Annotated in this window: 12 protein-coding genes; 5 read left to right on the forward strand and 7 right to left on the reverse strand. The window is 41.1% G+C overall.

The window, feature by feature from the left end; translation table 11 throughout:
* Nucleotides 1-145: 145 nt before the first annotated feature.
* The 5 genes from OQ289_RS00415 to xseA form a co-directional block, all read right to left on the reverse strand.
* Nucleotides 146-589 carry an RrF2 family transcriptional regulator gene (locus OQ289_RS00415; protein ID WP_033563769.1) on the reverse strand — a complete coding sequence of 148 codons (444 nt, stop codon included), beginning with the start codon at nt 587-589 and terminating at the stop codon, nt 146-148.
* Between the two features lie 64 nt (nt 590-653).
* Entirely contained in the window at nt 654-2300 is a 1647-nt protein-coding gene (gene pafA, locus OQ289_RS00420) for an alkaline phosphatase PafA (protein ID WP_270088915.1), read from the reverse strand.
* Between the two features lie 16 nt (nt 2301-2316).
* Nucleotides 2317-5115, reverse strand: a complete 2799-nt coding sequence (gene uvrA / locus OQ289_RS00425; RefSeq protein ID WP_270088916.1) for an excinuclease ABC subunit UvrA — start codon at nt 5113-5115, stop codon at nt 2317-2319.
* A gap of 147 nt (nt 5116-5262) precedes the next feature.
* Complete coding sequence (gene xseB, locus OQ289_RS00430) at nt 5263-5487, reverse strand: exodeoxyribonuclease VII small subunit (protein WP_270088917.1); 225 nt, start codon at nt 5485-5487, stop codon at nt 5263-5265.
* Nucleotides 5471-6751, reverse strand: coding sequence for an exodeoxyribonuclease VII large subunit (gene xseA / locus OQ289_RS00435; RefSeq protein ID WP_270088918.1), 1281 nt, complete (start codon nt 6749-6751; stop codon nt 5471-5473). Before xseA ends, xseB begins: the two co-directional genes overlap by 17 nt.
* Nucleotides 6752-6854: 103 nt before the next feature.
* Between xseA and OQ289_RS00440 the strand changes: the two genes are divergently transcribed.
* The 4 genes from OQ289_RS00440 to OQ289_RS00455 all read left to right on the forward strand — a co-directional run bounded on the left by OQ289_RS00440 (nt 6855) and on the right by OQ289_RS00455 (nt 14252).
* Complete coding sequence (locus OQ289_RS00440; protein WP_270088919.1) at nt 6855-8678, forward strand: serine hydrolase domain-containing protein; 1824 nt, start codon at nt 6855-6857, stop codon at nt 8676-8678.
* A 2-nt stretch (nt 8679-8680) separates the two neighbouring features.
* Nucleotides 8681-9844: a dipeptidase gene (locus OQ289_RS00445; RefSeq protein ID WP_270088920.1), complete on the forward strand. Its 1164-nt coding sequence runs from the start codon at nt 8681-8683 to the stop codon at nt 9842-9844.
* 760 nt (nt 9845-10604) lie between these two features.
* Complete coding sequence (locus OQ289_RS00450) at nt 10605-12920, forward strand: TonB-dependent receptor domain-containing protein (protein WP_270088921.1); 2316 nt, start codon at nt 10605-10607, stop codon at nt 12918-12920.
* A gap of 129 nt (nt 12921-13049) precedes the next feature.
* The gene (locus tag OQ289_RS00455; RefSeq protein ID WP_270088922.1) at nt 13050-14252 is read left to right on the forward strand and encodes a DUF4374 domain-containing protein; all 1203 of its coding nucleotides are present in this window, start codon (nt 13050-13052) and stop codon (nt 14250-14252) included.
* Nucleotides 14253-15046: 794 nt separating this feature from the next.
* On the opposite strand, the gene OQ289_RS00460 is transcribed toward OQ289_RS00455, so the two are convergent.
* Entirely contained in the window at nt 15047-15346 is a 300-nt protein-coding gene (locus OQ289_RS00460) for a helix-turn-helix domain-containing protein (RefSeq protein ID WP_033563762.1), read from the reverse strand.
* 171 nt (nt 15347-15517) lie between these two features.
* Here OQ289_RS00460 and OQ289_RS00465 point away from each other — a divergent pair, with 171 nt between their 5' ends.
* Nucleotides 15518-15667 carry a molybdenum ABC transporter substrate-binding protein gene (locus OQ289_RS00465; protein WP_270088923.1) on the forward strand — a complete coding sequence of 50 codons (150 nt, stop codon included), beginning with the start codon at nt 15518-15520 and terminating at the stop codon, nt 15665-15667.
* A 7-nt stretch (nt 15668-15674) separates the two neighbouring features.
* Here the strand turns inward: OQ289_RS00465 and OQ289_RS00470 are convergent, their stop codons facing one another.
* Entirely contained in the window at nt 15675-16337 is a 663-nt protein-coding gene (locus OQ289_RS00470) for a rhomboid family intramembrane serine protease (protein WP_270088924.1), read from the reverse strand.
* Nucleotides 16338-16372: the final 35 nt, after the last annotated feature.

The following is a 16372-nucleotide window of genomic DNA, read 5'->3' on the forward strand; positions in this document are numbered from 1 at the left end:
CTGAAGTCATGTTAGGTTGTCTATTTCTGTTAAAACTACAAGATTGTTATCCTTTTAATTGTTAAGGGAACGTTAAAAACCGTTAAAAGCAAAAAGGCGTGAGGAAATGTCCTCACGCCTTCATGTTTTGTCTATCAAAAATAACTTATTCGGTTACATCCAGATTCAATTGTTTTTCTTTATTGATGAGATTGGCTATACTGGTATCGTTTAAGATTTGTAGCATCGCATTGCGAACATCAATGAAAGTATCGCGAATTCCGCAGGCGTGTTCCTCGGTACACTCATCACAAGAGCGATAAAAGTTAAGGCTCACACAAGGGAGCAGTGCGATTGGCCCATCAATGAGGCGCATTACCTGCGAAAGATAGACGTCCTCTGGAGATTTATTGAGACTATATCCGCCACCGGCTCCTTTTTTGCTGTATAGGATGCCAGCATTGCGCATTTCTAATAAAATTTGCTCCAAGAATTTCTTTGGAATATTCTCTTCATCAGCAATTTTTACAATTTGCATCGGCTCTTTTCCGTAGTTGCGACCCAACACCATCAGTGCCTTTATTGCGTATTTTGTTTTCTTAGAAAGCATATATTAACTCCATTAATAAACCTCAAAAATAAGCAAATTAATTTCGATTTCTCTCATATTGACATTATTGACCCAAAACTTCGACAATTGGCTTGCCAATATTTCCATTTGGTTCAGTAATGTGTAGCAAAGAAGCAATCGTAGGTGCGATATCTGTGATGTGCACCACCTTGTTAGATGCTCCTGGCTTGATTCCCCAACCCATGAAGACTAATGGGATGTGGGAGTCGTATGGTGACCACGTACCGTGGGTAGTACCTGTAGATCGAGGTGTGCCTCCATACCATTGTGGCTCTAACACAATCTGTATTGGCCCGCTTCTCTTAGCATTGTATCCGTTGATGATACGCTCTCGTAAGGGTTGCGGTATAGCCATATTGTCTCCATTTTCTACATCAACAACATAGGCTATTCCTTCTTCTTTCTTCAATACTTTTATGATTTCGTCTTTTATCTTTCTTTCTTCTAGATTGGATTTTTCAATCAAGGAATAATTGAGGTGTACTTGATAATTTTCCAAGCTACGGACCAACTTGCTGACACCAAATTTATCTGACAGTGCTTGGTCTAGGTCTTTCATCACCTGACGCTCAAAGAAATAACCGCCATTGCCTTTCATATCCATGAAGTACCTAGAGTTGTATGATGCTCCGTGATCGGCTGTTAGGAACAATGTATAATTGCCCGTACCCACACTTTTGTCAAGGTAAGCAAAGAAATCTGCCAATTGTTGATCTAGGCGTAGATAGATGTCTTCGATCTCCACCGAGGTCAATGAGTAGCGGTGACCGACATAATCTGTTGCAGATAAACTGACGCAAAGGAAATCCGTATTTTTGGTCGGATTATTACCCATGTGCTCGTTATCAATGGCAGCTTTAGCCAGATCCAAGGTAAGTTGATTCCCGAAAGGTGTCGTCTTGATTAGCTCATACCCTTCGTCTTTCATTAGTTTGGACGTCAAATGCGGAAAAGCAGGTTTATCTTCTCCAGCCCATTTGCCTTCGTACACATTATCATCTGCTATACTGGAGGTATAAGTGGATATGTCATACAATGTATTCCAGTCTTGCTTTAGATATTTATCCGCTAATTTCTTTTTGTTGAAATCGTCTACCCATTTCGGTAATTGGTCCATATAGAAATTGCTCGTAATCCAATTGCCTGACTTGCTTTCAAACCAATAGGCAGCATTGGCAAAGTGTCCTGCGGGGAGTATACCTCCGCGGTCTTTCAATGCGATACCAATGACCTTTGACTTGAAGTTGGAAGCTAGGCGAAGCTGATCTGTAATCGTTGACGTCAATAGGTTGCGAGGAGACTGTTTTCCTTCTTTCGCTGTAGTACCCACACCCCTTACACTTGTGTCTTGCGTACAATACATCGGCTCACCGCTTTGCTCCATTATCCAATCGTTACCCGCGATTCCATGGATAGACGGCACACTACCCGTGTAGACGGAGCTGTGGCCAATAGCGGTGTACGTTGGGATATAATTTATGTAGGTATTCTGGCAGGTAAAGCCATCTTTTAACAGTCGTTTAAATCCCTCATTTCCATAGCGTTCGGCAAATCGATAAAGATAGTCCCATCTCATTTGGTCTACCATCAATCCGACGACCAATTTGGGACGCTCGGGTTGATTTTGCGCTTTTGCAGTTAGTCCCAACACTCCAATTGCGGCTAAGAAAAAAAGTCTTTTTAGCTTCATAATGTTATATTTATTTTTATTTCAAATGGTTCTTTAAATATTGTCCAGTGTAGGATTCGGCACATTTGGCCAAGTCATCCGGGGTACCCGCAAAAACGAGTTGACCGCCATTGTTACCTCCTTCCGGACCGATATCGATTACCCAGTCTGCACACTTGATCATATCCATGTTGTGCTCTATTACAAGGATGCTATTGCCCAGGGCAATTAGTGCGTCAAATGACTTGAGAAGCTTTTTGATATCGTTAAAGTGAAGGCCCGTCGTCGGTTCGTCAAAGATAAAAAGGGTCTTCTTGCTATTGTTACCCTTGATGAGGAATGATGCGAGTTTGATACGTTGCGCTTCACCACCGGATAGCGTACTAGAAGATTGGCCTAGTTTCACGTACCCAAGCCCTACGTCTTGAAGCGGTTGCAATCTAGCTGCAATCTTGTGCTGATCGGCAAAGAATAGGAGTGCTTCTTCGATGCTGAGATCTAGCACGTCCGATACGTTCTTTTCTTTATACTGGACATCGAGCACATGTGACTTAAAACGTTTCCCTCCACACGCTTCACAGGGCAGTACAATGTCGGCCATAAACTGCATCTCGATTTTTACTTCTCCCTCTCCTTGACACACGTCGCAGCGTCCACCCTCTACGTTGAATGAAAACGCGGCAGGTTTAAGGCCATTGGCTTTAGCAGCAGGTAAGTTAGCATACAGTGCCCTGACCTCATCCCAGGCTTTGACATAGGTCACCGGATTAGATCTGGAGGAGCGACCAATTGGATTTTGGTCGACCATTTCTACTTGTTCTATCTTGGAGATATCTCCCTCTATACCATCAAAGATCCCAGTTTGTTCACCAGAATAGTTCCCAATCACCTTTTGTACAGCCGGATAGAGTATTCTTTTGACAAGCGATGTTTTTCCCGAGCCAGAAACGCCCGATACAACCGTGAATACATTTAAAGGAAATGCTACATCGACCCCCTTCAGGTTATTCTCACGTGCACCGTTGATTTTGATACTATCGTGCCATTTGCGACGTTGCTGTGGAATGGCAATAGATTGTCTTCCACTTAAATATTCTCCAGTAAGACTTTTTTTGTTTTTTAATATCTGTTCATAGGTGCCCGCAAAAACAAGTTCACCTCCATTGATGCCCGCCTCAGGACCAATATCGATAAGATAGTCTGCTGCTTCCATCATCTCCTGCTCATGCTCTACTACAATCACAGTATTGCCCACATCCCTTAGGGACTTGAGTACACTGATCAGTCGTTGGGTATCCCTTGGATGTAGACCAATGGAGGGCTCATCCAAAACATAGATAGACCCCACTAGAGAGCTTCCCAGTGAAGTCGCAAGATTGATTCGCTGTGACTCCCCTCCCGACAGGGTATTGGAGAGACGATTCAGCGTTAAATAGCTCAACCCTACATCACAGAGAAACTGCAATCTATTTGTAATTTCTGCAAGCAATCGCTTTGCAATAATTTGTTCATTTTTGGTAAGCGATAGTCCTTGAAAGAATGTTAGGGCTTGATCCAAGGGGAGAAGTACGAGATCCGTAATGGATGTGTCAGCGACCTTTACATAAGTAGCATCTTTGCGAAGACGGGACCCTTTGCATTCTGGACAGTCAGTCTTCCCTCTATAGCGTGAGAGCATCACACGATACTGGATCTTATAGGTTTGCTCCTCTAGCTCTTGGAAGAACTCATTTAGGCCCTTGAAATAGCTGTTGCCCGCCCAGATCAATTCTTGTTGCTGAGGCGTCAAGTCGCCATATGCGCGGTGGATTGGAAAATCAAATTTAATAGCTGATTTAACCAGAACTTGTAACCATTCTCCCATTTTCTCCCCGCGCCATGGTGCGATAGCCCCATCATATATAGATCTGCTCTTATCAGGAATAACCAAGTCGGGGTCAATTCCGATTACTTTGCCGTATCCTTCACATCTACGACAGGCGCCATATGGATTGTTAAAACTGAAGAAATTAGCGGTAGGTTCTTCAAAGGTAATGCCGTCTAATTCGAATTTATCTGAAAATACGTGATTATCACCCTCGATATCGACTGTGCAGGTGCCTTTTCCCTCGAAAAATGCAGTCTGTATGGAATCGGCCAATCTGCTGATGGTCTCCTCTTCGCCATCGAGTTTCAAGCGGTCAATAACGATTTGGACTTCATCTTCTTTGAACGATTTATTGGAGACGGATTTGTCTTCGATAAGTTGTTCTATTTTTTGCATCTGCTCTTTATATCTGACCCTTACAAATCCTTTCTGAAGAAGAAGAGATAGCTCTTCTTTTAGTTTTCTATTATTTATAGGGATTAATGGACAGAAGATCGTGAGTGTAGTTCCTTCTGGATAAGTGGATATTTCGTCGACGACACTGCTCACGGTATCTTTGGTTACCTCTCTTCCAGAAATAGGAGAGAAAGTTTTTCCTATTCGAGCAAAAAGAAGTTTGAGGTAGTCATATATCTCGGTAGAGGTACCTACTGTTGATCTTGGATTGCTCGTGATAACACGTTGCTCGATTGCAATAGCGGGCGCAATTCCCTTGATGTAGTCTACTTCTGGTTTATTCATTCGCCCCATAAACTGTCGGGCATATGAAGACAAGCTCTCCACATATCGACGTTGTCCCTCGGCATATAAGGTATCAAAAGCTAAAGAAGACTTCCCGGATCCAGACATGCCGGTAATAACAATTAGCTTGTTTTTAGGAATACTCACGTCAATATTCTTCAAATTATTGACACGGGCACCTTTAATAAGTATGTGGGTTTTAGGATTGTTTTTTTCGATGTCTTGCATGCGGTGGTGACTTATCTTGCTGTTATTCAATCTGCTTCGTGAATAACAGCTGAACAAATTTAAGGAATAAAACTATTTAATGGGGTTTCTGATGGAGGAAAGTAAGTTGACAACAATATCTTTACATAAGCGTACGTATCAGTATAATCATTCTTCTTCTGTATCTTGCTCTTGAGGAGGCTCGAGATTGGCCAGTAACTTGGCGACTTCTCCTTCGGTTGCTGTCAATTTAGCTCGACAGATTTCGATAAGGTTAGCCGCTCTTTTTATTTTGTCGGATAGCTCGTCGATGTTAGTCGTTCCGGATTCGATATCTTGGACGATTAGTTGTAATTCGTTATAAGCTTCAGTATAGCTATAGTTCAGTTCCATGTTGTTGTTGTTTAATATCTACTACTGTACTCTCTATCATACCTTGGTCAAGCATCGTCTGAATGGTGTCTCCAGATTGGATGTCTGAGATGGAAGTAACAAGTTTTCCATTGACCTTAGTAATCGAAAATCCTCGCTTTAGGAGTTGAAATGGATCTGCCAGTCTCAATACACGGGCCGTATGGTCGAGTGAATTTTGTTGCTCCTTGAAACTTTGCTGAACCGTAATCAGAAGACTCCTCTCCAAGCCATTTACATCATTTTTGGCCTTTTGAATGGCATGTTGAGCGTTCCATTTGATCTCCGAAGCATGTTTGGAAAGCTTTTGGCGATGTTGCTCAAATAGCTGAGTGCTTCTATTTTGTATACTTCCGATAGCCTTGTCCAATGGAATGGCAAAGTTATGAAATTTTTGAATCAAAAAATCTGCAAGCTCACTCGGCGTAATGGCACTTTTATAGGCAACCATCTCCGTTACTGTCATATTGGTAGAATGACCGATGCCTGTTAAGATGGGCTTTGGAAATAAGGATACTGCCTTTGCCAATAGGTAATTGTTATAGCTGGAGAGGCCAACTTCTCCACCACCACCTCTAATGATGGCCACAACATCATATTCCTCGATATGCTCAGCGATAATACCGAGCTGCCGGATGATGGAGGGAATAGATTTGTCACCCTGCAACAAAGCCGGGTATAGGGTACATTCGAATCTATATCCCCACGGATTGTGATTGATGATGTTGTAAAAATCCGACAGGCCTTTGCTTGTCTCTACCGAGATAATCGCCAATCGTTTGGGGACCAGTGGAAAGGGACGTGCCTTGTTCGCGTCATATATCCCTTCGTCTTTTAATTTTCGAATACTTTCCAATTTCTCTTTTTCGAGTTCTCCCAAAGTAAATGTAGGGTCGATATCTACGATTTTGAGACTGAGCCCATACATAGGGTCAAAGGAAATTGCTGCTTGAAAGAGCATCGTAATCCCTTCACGAAGGGGTTCTTGTACTGTTTTAAGGAAATTTGTATTGATGCGATTGTAATCGGCCTTCCAGAGTATTGATCTAATTTCCGCTACTATTTTGCCATCCTTTTTCTCGACGAGTTCTGGGTAACAATGCCCAGAATGTGAATAGTGATTGAGCTTATTCATTTCTGCTTTAATCCAATACAGACTCTTATAACGATCGGCTATAGTCTTTTGGATACTACGGGTCACTTCCAGTAGCGAGAAGATGTGTTTGTTATCGATTAATTCCGGCATTTACCCAAACTTAGACAAAATTTTTTAATGCTAGCGAGTCTTACTCATTTCGAAATAATGATAAATGTGTGCATTATTTTGCGTATTTGACACAAAGATTTACATGAAAAAGAAAAATATATTGATTACTTTTATAGCTATAAACCCTAAATACAGCACAAGCATGAATATCCGACCTTTAAGATTATTGATGGCAGCATGCAGTATGTTGACAATACTACATGCGCATGGGCAATATAAGCAAGCATTTGTGAACAATACCGTACTACTCAATAATCAACAAGATATAGTACCTCTTGGTAAACTGGATGACTATCAGTTTGTATTTCTCACTGCCGATTTGGGCAAGATGGGCGACTTTGTGTCGCAGGCACGACGATATGCGGATTTTGAAGTGAAAAATCTAGACAGGGTAGATGAAAGTGCCAAGTACGCGAATACAGTTGTTGTAGCTTTGACCGAGGCTGATTTGACCGACCCCTTGATTCATCAATTGATGCAGGTCCGTAAAAACAATAAAAAGGTAATCTTGGTCTTATTCGGAAATGGGCAAGGGCTGTCCAAGCTAAATAATTTTGGGTCTCCTATTATTTTTGGAGAACATACAGATACGCAATCGCAAAAAAACGCAGCTATGACCCTATTCGGAGGACTTGCAAGCACAGCCAAACTGGAGAAGAACTATAGCTTCTACTATGCTAAAGGGGCGGGGTATAATACCAATCAAACAAGGCTTCAATACGCTGGTGGGCAAGGGAGTTCGCTTAACATCAATAAAATGTCTAAAAAGATAGATGCCATTGCTGCCGAAGCCATAGCCGGAATGGCTACTCCCGGAGCAGTGGTGATGGTCGTCAAGGATGGGCAGGTAATCTTAGAGAAGGGATATGGATATCATACTTATACGCGTGAACAGCCCACTGAGATTGGAAATATTTTTGACCTAGCTTCTATCAGTAAGATAGCGGGGACTACTCCTGTCATCATGAGACTGACTGAAGAGCATATTATTGATTTGGACAGTACTATTGGTCACTACCTATATCAAGCACAGCAGACCGACAAAAAAGATATCCCATTGCGTAGTGTGATGCTTCATGAAGCAGGATTCACGCCTTATATACCTTTTTATAGACATTTGAAAGCAGGGGATATACAACGCACATACTCCGCCAGCCATAGCGTCAAAGTTGCTGACAGCTGTTATATTCTCAATCATTATTATCGGGATGTCATGTGGCCGGAAATGCTCAGTTCTCCAGTGAAGCCAATTGGAAATTATGTGTACAGTGATATCAGTATGTATGTCATGAAAGAGGTATCCGAGCACCAAACTGGGATTCCGATGGAGGAATATGTACAAAGGAATTTTTACAGACCGCTCGGAATGAAAACTGCTGGATATCTCCCTCGCGATCGCTTTGATAAAAATCGCATCATCCCCACAGAAGATGATACGTCATTTCGGAAAGTGCTCTTACAAGGTTATGTACATGATCAAGGAGCGGCAATGGCGGGTGGCGTGGCCGGCCACGCTGGACTATTTGCCACGGCCAATGACTTGGCGATATACGCGCAGTTGTTGCTCAATCGTGGAGAATATGGGGGGGCGCGCTACTTTAAACCAGAGACTGTCGATCTCTTTACTTCTAAGCAATCGAAGACTAGCCGGAGAGGATTGGGCTTTGATCGTAGCGATCCAGATCTTAAAAAGGAATACCCTTCAAAATTTGTAAATGCATCTGTGTATGGGCATACGGGTTACACCGGCACTTGTATTTGGATCGATCCGGAGAATCAGCTCATCTATATCTTTCTGTCCAATCGGGTACACCCCCAGGTTTCGAATAAATTGTATGATTTGAATATCCGCAGTCGTATTCAAGAGGCAATCTATGAAACTATCGCTGAATCTAAAAAGCACTAACCATGAATAAATCAATATATAGCATATTGTTGCTCTCGTTTGCTATTCCGATCTCACGGCCTGCCCAAGCACAGGACTATAGAAAGTTCCATCAGGACCTAATTGTTGTCGACGGGCACAATGATGTCATCTATGAATCTATTTTTAAAGGAAAAGATATTGGTCGTAGACTTTCAACAGGGCATACCGATCTGCCGAGGCTAATAGAAGGGGGCGTAGATGTGCAGGTGTTTGCGGTATGGTCGGATGACAAAAAGTGGAAAAAGGGAGCCTTTAAACATGCTAATGATCAAATTGATGCTCTTGAACGGATGATTGAGAAAAATTCGAATCGTATCGAGCTTGCTAAAACCAGTGCTGATATCCATCGTATCTTGAGTAAGGGGAAGATGGTAGCACTAATTGGTGTGGAAGGGGGCAATATGATCGAGAATAGTATCGCCAATCTGGAAAAACTTTACGACAGAGGAGCACGGTACTTAACGTTGACCTGGAATTATAATCTGTCTTGGGCTACGGCAGCAGCTATTGAAGTCAAAACCGCCAGTGATAAAGGAAAAGGGCTGAGCGACCATGGAAGGGAGATTATTCGTAAAATGAACGAACTAGGTATGATGGTGGATCTATCGCATGGAGGCGAACGGACGTTTTACGATGTTCTGGAGACCTCTACCAAGCCTATTCTGGTGTCACATAGTAATGCCTATGCTTTGATGCCGCATTCTCGTAATTTGAAGGATGAGCAACTTGCGGCTTTAAAAAAGAATGGCGGGGTGATTGGGGTTAATTTTTATTCTGGATTTTTGGATCCAACATACAATGATCGAGTAAAAAGACTATATCGCGAGCAGTATGGTAAGAAGGGAGACTACACACTGTCACCAACAAGACAGTATGAAAAGCTTTCGCAAAAAAGACAACACGAAGCCAATGCACCTATGTCTAAGCTCTTGGAGCATATTGACTATTTGGTGAGCAAGGTGGGGATAGATCATGTCGCTATAGGATCTGACTATGATGGGATTGAATCACCTCCGCGGGAATTGGAAGACGTCAGTAAATTTCCACTTTTGACCGAAGCGTTACTCAACCGAGGTTATAGTAAGGAGGATGTGACCAAGATAATGGGGGCTAACTTTTTACGAATATTGAAAGAGAACGAATAGAAACCTTCTTTCGGTTTCGAGTTCCTTATTTGTGTCATTACAGAAAACTTAATCCCATAGCAGGCAATAGGTGCTATTTGTGTCATTGCAACCTTTCGTTATAGAGCTGCTTATAAAACAGGAGTCGAATAGAATTCGATTTGAGCCAATTTTATTACCCTACATTTCTATGTTTAGCCGCATAAATAGCAACCTTCCTCAGCGGCATAATTTCAGCAACGAGCTATACGCTTCAAAAAAATACACATCTTTTTTCAAATTTTTAGGGGATCTAAATAGATAATCTTCTATATTTGCCTCATTGTTTGTAATTAGTCTAAATAAAACAATTGAGCTTTGAAGCGCTTAGGCTCTGTGATTTTGATTTAGGATTACGTATAAACATGTGTTTGCCAACCCTATCTAGGCATCTACTGGCTGATGTCAAACTCACACGTAGCGAATAGAAACGTATGTCAGGTACATATGAGTGAGAACTGAAATTTCGGACAGAACGGATGGAAATAGGCGGTATAAAAGCAAAATTTTAAATTTATTTGGAAAGGAAACTATGCCATAGACATACTTACTTATCAACAACTCGCCACAAGAGACAAGATTAAGCTTATACAAGTTTACGAAAAGAGACGAATCTACATCCAGTGGTGAAGCGAACAATTGATACCATCAGCAGGGATTAGATGGTACACAAATAACATCCATATAACTAAATCAACCTTACATACACTACGTATGTCTTTTCTAACGTAAAAATAGAAAAATGCAACAGATAAAAATTTGGGCATTACTTGCCTTTCTGTGCAGCGGAATATCAAGTTTTGCGCAGCAACAATCCACTATACTCAAAGGGATGGTGTATTTAGAAGACCAACCTTTACCAGGAGCCACTATCAACGTCGATGGCCAAAAGACTATTTCGGATAATAAGGGTGGGTTTGAAGTCAGGAATATCAAGCAAAAAAATGTAAGTATACAGATAACATCAATTGGAGCGCAAGCCTTTACAAAAAATATCGGACTAACTCCCGGGATTGTCAATACGCAGAATTTCACCTTACAAAAATCAAATAAGACCATCGATGAGGTAGAGGTTTTGGGAATTACCAAAGTTCAGGAAGTCAATCGCCAAGCGTATAATGTGACAGCAATTGACGCGACGAAACTGTATAATACCACGCTGGATATATCAGGAGCATTGGACAAAGTTGCAGGTGTCCGCGTTCGTGAATCAGGAGGTGTCGGTTCGAATTTTAACCTGTCTCTCAATGGCTTTTCAGGAGAGCACGTGCGCTACTTCGTAGACGGAATTCCTATGGACAACTTTGGGTCTTCTTTCCAGATAAATAATATTCCAATCAATATTGCAGACCGGATAGAGGTGTATAAAGGTGTGGTGCCTATGTGGTTGGGTTCAGATGCATTAGGAGGGGCAATCAATATTGTGACTGCTGACCGTTTTCGCAACTTTGTAGATGCATCTTATAGTTACGGATCATTCAATACACATCGTACGGTTATAAATGCTGCGGCTACATCTAAAAGCGGCCTTACATTCCAGCTAAACGCTTTCCAGAACTATTCGGATAATAATTATAAGGTGACCGTTGAAGCGGCAGATATCTACACCGGTGCCTATGAAAAAAATGCTGTTGTCGAACGCTTCCATGATAAATATCATAATGAATCCGTTATTGCTCAAGTGGGATTTGTAGACAAAAGTTTTGCTGACCGCCTATTGTTAGGCGTTATTTTGGGACAAAATTATAAGGAAATTCAGACAGGAGCACGAATGCGTTCTGTTTTTGGACAATGGCACCGTCGTGGTTCGACGGTAATGCCTACCTTAAAATATAGAAAAACGGACATCGTAAAGGGATTGGACCTGATTGTCAATGCTAATTACAATTTGGGTAAAGAGCAAAATATCGACACCGTCAATGTACGCTATGACTGGTATGGTACTTCGAAGCCAAATGGAACCAATGGCGAACGTGCTAGACAACGGTATATTTATAAAAATAATGAAGGACTTGCAACAGCCAATCTGAACTATAGAATGGGTGAGCACCACTCCGTCGCATTGAGTAATGTCTTTTCTACATTCGACCGCAAAGGTAAAGACGAATTGAATCCAACGAATGCTGCGTATGAAGTCCCGCAAAAGACAAATAAAAATATTCTAGGATTAGGTTATACTTATGGTATTCAAGATGTCTGGACAACGACTGTTTTTGGTAAGTTTATCACGCAAAATAATAAGAGCGGCACACAAGATACCACACATAATAGATTTGGCTATGGTTTAGCCTCCGCCTATTACGTAAAGCCCAATTTACAGATAAAAGCATCTTATGAACGGACAAATCGTATGCCTACACCGTATGAAATGTTTGGAGATGTCGAAAATCAGGAAGCTAATGCAAAGTTGAAGCCGGAGAGTAGTCACAATGTGAATCTAGGAGCCAGCTACAATTTTGCGGCACAAGAGGACCACCGCTTTGTTGTAGGGGCCAATTTAATCTATCGCTATGCAAGCGACTTTGTCTACAATCGTTTGAACAACAATCAATCAAAGCTTGTTGCCGATAACAGAGAAGGGGTCGAAACCTGGGGTGCTGATGCAGATGCACGTTACTCTTACAAGAACTGGTTGACATTTGGAGGCTCGATTACTTATCAATATTTGCAGAACAAGCAGAAATACGAACCTAATTACTCAAATATTAGCCCATTGTATAATGACCAAATGCCGAATATTCCATACCTTTTTGGCCATGCAGATGCATCGGTTATTTTCAAAGACTTCATGAGTAAAGGCAACACCCTGAATGCGGGATATAATTTGGTATATGTACATGAGTTTTATCTGTATTGGCCAAGCAGAGGCGGACAGAAATTGTATGTGCCAAAACAGTTTACACATGATTTCAATGTCGTGTATAGTTTGGCTGATAGTCGCTATAATATTGGCCTTGAAGCTAAAAACGTCACCAATGCAAAGGTTTACGATAATTTTAGCTTACAAAAGCCAGGCAGAGCATTCTATGTTAACCTGCGATATTTTATAAATAAATAGTAGTAATTCGGTGAGACTATCATGATTTGCCAACTGGCGGATCACACAAAGGAATTAATAATCAGATAGCCTCATCACATTAAAAAAAATCGATTCGCCAGTGGGCGGTTCATGAAATAATTTATACGGATGAAAACGAATATCAAAAAAATGCTAATTGCGATGGTTGCTGTGTCTGCATTTGCATCATGTAAGAAGGATGATGTTGGACCTGCGAACTATGGAGACTACATTGTCGCGGTCTCTCCCATTGCCTCAACAGGCGTAGCGGATTACTTACTGACAGCAGCTAGTCTAGAAGAAGGATCTGTTACCACAAGAGGGCATGGGGTCGAGCAAGATGGTACTTATCGGTATTATATGACGGCAAATAATAAATTCTTCTCGATGTTGTACGGCCAGGGAAATCCAGGGGCCGTCACGACCTACGAAATTACGAACGGAAGTTTAAATAAAGTTTCAGATTTTCAATCGGAAACCGTACAGGCATTTGCACCCGTTAATGATGACATTTTATTAATGAAAATGTCAAGGAGCATCACGAATAAACTATCCAATTTTTATATCGTGAATACCAATAGTCTACTCATTACCGGCGAAGGCGCTATAAACAACCAGACACCTTCCAATAACGGCGAGCTGGCACACTTTACGTGGATTAGACAGTTCGGTGATAAGGTATTCGCTCCTTATATGTCCATAAAAGGATGTTGTGGAGCAGCCTTTGATACGGCCTATCCAGACAGTTCTTGGATTGCGGTATATTCATATCCAAAAATGGAACTCGAAAAAGTAATCAAAGATGATCGCACAAGTTATATCGGGGCCTATTTCTTGGATGGGACTGCTGTCGATGAAAAGGGGGACTTATATGCTTTTTCACCTGCTTCAGCAACTACAGGAGGGAAGGTAAGCAGTAAAAAACCATCGGCAATAGTACGCATTAACAAAGGAACGACAGAATATGACCTTAGTTACTACTTAAACTTTGAAGAATTGTCGGGAGGTTACAAAATGGGCAATTGGCTGTATGTTGGTCAAGGAAACTTTTTGGTATTGATGACCTCAACAAACGCGACAGACAAATACAATTTTGGGGTGGTGAATGTTTACAATAAGAGCTTTAAAAAAGTGACGGGTCTACCAAAATCGAGTGATATAAATAGCGTTACTTCAACCAATTATACAAAACGGAATGGTGTAGGTTATGTTGGCTTTACCCTAAAAGAGGGCACAAGCTATGTCTACAAAATTGATGCAGCTACAGCTACAGCGACACAAGGTTTACGAGTAGAAGGTGGTACCATTACCGCAATTGCTAAATTAAACTAAGTTGGAAGGCAACACAGCTGATCCCAACTAAAATCAGCTGTGTTGTTTTTTTTAGCTTTTTGAAACTTGCGATTAGAAGTCATCTTTCGCAAACGTATCTTATCTTTTTTCCTCGAGACCCATCTGTCATCCCAAATCCTTTTCTGAAATTGCTAGATTATTTTAAGACGAGGATGCTGGTCGTTAGCGAAACTCCTTATTTTATCGCAAATACAGGTGGATTAATGCCGATAAACACAGCCAGAAAGAATCTATCATAGTATTGAACATGTCGCGATTGAAATTTGGATATTCGGAAATTCTGCCCAAGGTCATGACCTCTGGACGAAACGAGCACAGCTTTAGATCAAACGTGACCACTTTTGGGTCAAATGAGACCAACATCACATCAATGTAGACTAACATAGGTTCAAACCAGAAAACCTATGAATCAAACATGACCAACTTTAGCGTGAATCAGAGGAACCCTAATCCAAATGAGACCACCTCTGGCTCAAATGAGACCATCTTTAGGTCAACCTAGAATAGCTTAGCCCCGAAACAGACCATCTCTGCCTTATACTGGGTCGACATCGAATCGAACGAGACAAAACTATGTTTGATGCGGATGAGTGTTGAATCAAAAAAGAAGCTGGTGGTTTCAAACGAGTATAATAAACTTCTACATAAGCCCTCTCTAGATTATCCGACGAAGAAAACGGAATGGTATTCCCTCAGCGGGCTTATTGCATTTGATTAGCGATAATTTCGGAAGATGTTTAGGCTATAATAAATTGACGTGAGGCACGATTTTATTATTTAAAAAGACCTTTTACTTTGTTTACTAAGGTTGAAAATCCCCACTTAGCGGCATACCATAATAGACCAAATATGCTTTCTTGGGTAACATCACTTGCTAACGACGGAGGGAGTAGCTCATACACACTGACACCAAAAAACTCAGCGATTTTATAGATTTGGTCAACTTTGACCTTAGTCTCTCCTCGCTCAATTTTAGAGTAGGCCGCTTGTGACATGTCCAGCTTATAGGCTACTGCTTCTTGAGATATTTTTAGGTTCTCTCTTTTGATTCGTATATGCTCTCCGATTTCCATAACCTGTACAGATTAAAAATGCCTAAATATAATAATATTAAAAATTATAACCTAGGGTTGTAGAAAATATAGCGATTATAACTCCGGGTTGTAGGGTACAACCAGGGGTTGTGGTGCCGCCCTGCCCCTAAATCTAGTTTTGGATTATAAATTTTTTTAATCCATAACATCATGAAAAACTTAGAAAAACAGATTCAAAAAGAAGGCGTTAATTTGACAGAACTGAGCCTTGAAGAGCAAAAATCTTACAACGGTGGTGGTCGGGAAAACCCCAAGCAAAAGGATATCTGGGACATTATCTCTAAATACTTTTTCCAATAGATAGATATCAATTTAACAAAAAATTGTAGGATTCAATAAATTCGCTTAAGGACTGTGGTCTAACTAGAATAGCAGAGACTGAACCCAACAAAAATGCGACTAGATGTAATCCTCTATTAATTTTGCTTTTAGGAATAAAGGCAAGTAAGAGGATTACAATTAGAGTTGCCAACCAAAGGTGAGAGTTGGTTTTTATTCCCTCTATCCAGAAACTTTGTGTTTTTTCCAAAGGAAAATATGTAAAACTGAAACCATACAGAGCGAATGTTAAACCCGATGATCCTACCGCTGTGTATCCAAAATCGTTCTTTTTGACGTAAGATTGAATCAAATTGGGAATGCCAATGAAACTCGTGATAAGCAGTAGAGAGAGTAAAAACGCGGCATTAGCACTCTGTTCCTGTTCTATGAGTCCATACAAGTCGAACAGAAGAAAGTAAATAAGAACAGCGTTAATCAGCAGATGCAACCAATTGCGATGTATTAGTGCCGAGGTAAGCAGGGTGTGTAACCGTTTGCCTCGGCATATTTCATAGGGGTGAAGTAGTAATGCGTGGAAAACGGGTTTATAATAGAATCCAACAATGCTGACAACCAAGATAATTGGAACAATTATATACGAATAGGGTGATTCGGAAAAAGTCGGCAAAATATCAAATATGGCGGGCATAGGTAAAAATCTTTAAGCTAATTTATAACTATTTC

The organism is Sphingobacterium sp. SYP-B4668 (assembly GCF_027627455.1).
Lineage (GTDB): Bacteria > Bacteroidota > Bacteroidia > Sphingobacteriales > Sphingobacteriaceae > Sphingobacterium.

Bases quoted from the DNA above. Each gene is read 5' to 3' on its own strand.
- OQ289_RS00415 (WP_033563769.1), bottom strand. From the start codon at position 589: ATGCTTTCTAAGAAAACAAAATACGCAATAAAGGCACTGATGGTGTTG.
- pafA (WP_270088915.1), bottom strand. From the start codon at position 2,300: ATGAAGCTAAAAAGACTTTTTTTCTTAGCCGCAATTGGAGTGTTGGGA.
- uvrA (WP_270088916.1), bottom strand. From the start codon at position 5,115: ATGCAAGACATCGAAAAAAACAATCCTAAAACCCACATACTTATTAAA.
- xseB (WP_270088917.1), bottom strand. From the start codon at position 5,487: ATGGAACTGAACTATAGCTATACTGAAGCTTATAACGAATTACAACTA.
- xseA (WP_270088918.1), bottom strand. From the start codon at position 6,751: ATGCCGGAATTAATCGATAACAAACACATCTTCTCGCTACTGGAAGTG.
- OQ289_RS00440 (WP_270088919.1), top strand. From the start codon at position 6,855: ATGAAAAAGAAAAATATATTGATTACTTTTATAGCTATAAACCCTAAA.
- OQ289_RS00445 (WP_270088920.1), top strand. From the start codon at position 8,681: ATGAATAAATCAATATATAGCATATTGTTGCTCTCGTTTGCTATTCCG.
- OQ289_RS00450 (WP_270088921.1), top strand. From the start codon at position 10,605: ATGCAACAGATAAAAATTTGGGCATTACTTGCCTTTCTGTGCAGCGGA.
- OQ289_RS00455 (WP_270088922.1), top strand. From the start codon at position 13,050: ATGAAAACGAATATCAAAAAAATGCTAATTGCGATGGTTGCTGTGTCT.
- OQ289_RS00460 (WP_033563762.1), bottom strand. From the start codon at position 15,346: ATGGAAATCGGAGAGCATATACGAATCAAAAGAGAGAACCTAAAAATA.
- OQ289_RS00465 (WP_270088923.1), top strand. From the start codon at position 15,518: ATGAAAAACTTAGAAAAACAGATTCAAAAAGAAGGCGTTAATTTGACA.
- OQ289_RS00470 (WP_270088924.1), bottom strand. From the start codon at position 16,337: ATGCCCGCCATATTTGATATTTTGCCGACTTTTTCCGAATCACCCTAT.